This window comes from Pseudomonas batumici, from assembly GCF_000820515.1.
Classification (GTDB): Bacteria; Pseudomonadota; Gammaproteobacteria; order Pseudomonadales; family Pseudomonadaceae; genus Aquipseudomonas; species Aquipseudomonas batumici.
In genome coordinates this window covers 1-611 of sequence record NZ_JXDG01000095.1, presented here as the reverse complement: position 1 = coordinate 611, position 611 = coordinate 1, and the positions used below count along the sequence as shown (strand labels likewise).

The following is a 611-nucleotide window of genomic DNA, read 5'->3' as shown; positions in this document are numbered from 1 at the left end:
GACGTGCTGGATGGTGGCACCGGCAACGACACACTGATTGGCGGGGCCGGCAACAACACCTACCTGTTCGGTCGTGGCGATGGCCAGGATCTGGTGACGGTTAGTTACGACACCACGATCGACAAGCTCAATACCTTGCAGTTCAAGACGGGTGTAGCCCCAAGCGATGTAGTGGTTCGCCAAGTCTATGACAGCCAGATGGGCGTCAGTAACGGCGCGCTGGAGTTGAGCATCGCCGGGACCACCGACAAGATCACAATCAGCGGGTTCTTCTATAACGACAGCACGGCCAATTCCTACAACCCGGTGCAGCAGGTGCAATTTGCTGACGGCACCACGTGGAATATGGCCACCATCACCGCCACGCTGCTGGCCGGCACAGCTGGCGACGACAACATCCGCGGCACATCGGCTGACGACACCTTGACCGGCGGGCTGGGCAACGACACCCTCAACGGCGCAGGCGGCAACGATCTGGTCGATGGTGGTGACGGCAACGATGTGTTGTCCGGTGGTGACGGCAACGACACCCTGTTGGGTGGGGCGGGTAACGATACCCTCGACGGTGGCGCGGGCAACGACGTGCTGGATGGTGGCACCGGCAACGACAC

Annotated in this window: 1 protein-coding gene; it reads left to right on the top strand. The window is 61.4% G+C overall.

Annotated elements, in window-relative coordinates; all coding sequences use genetic code 11:
- Positions 1-611 (top strand): calcium-binding protein (locus UCMB321_RS28380; RefSeq protein WP_040072018.1); only part of this gene is annotated, 611 nt, incomplete at both ends.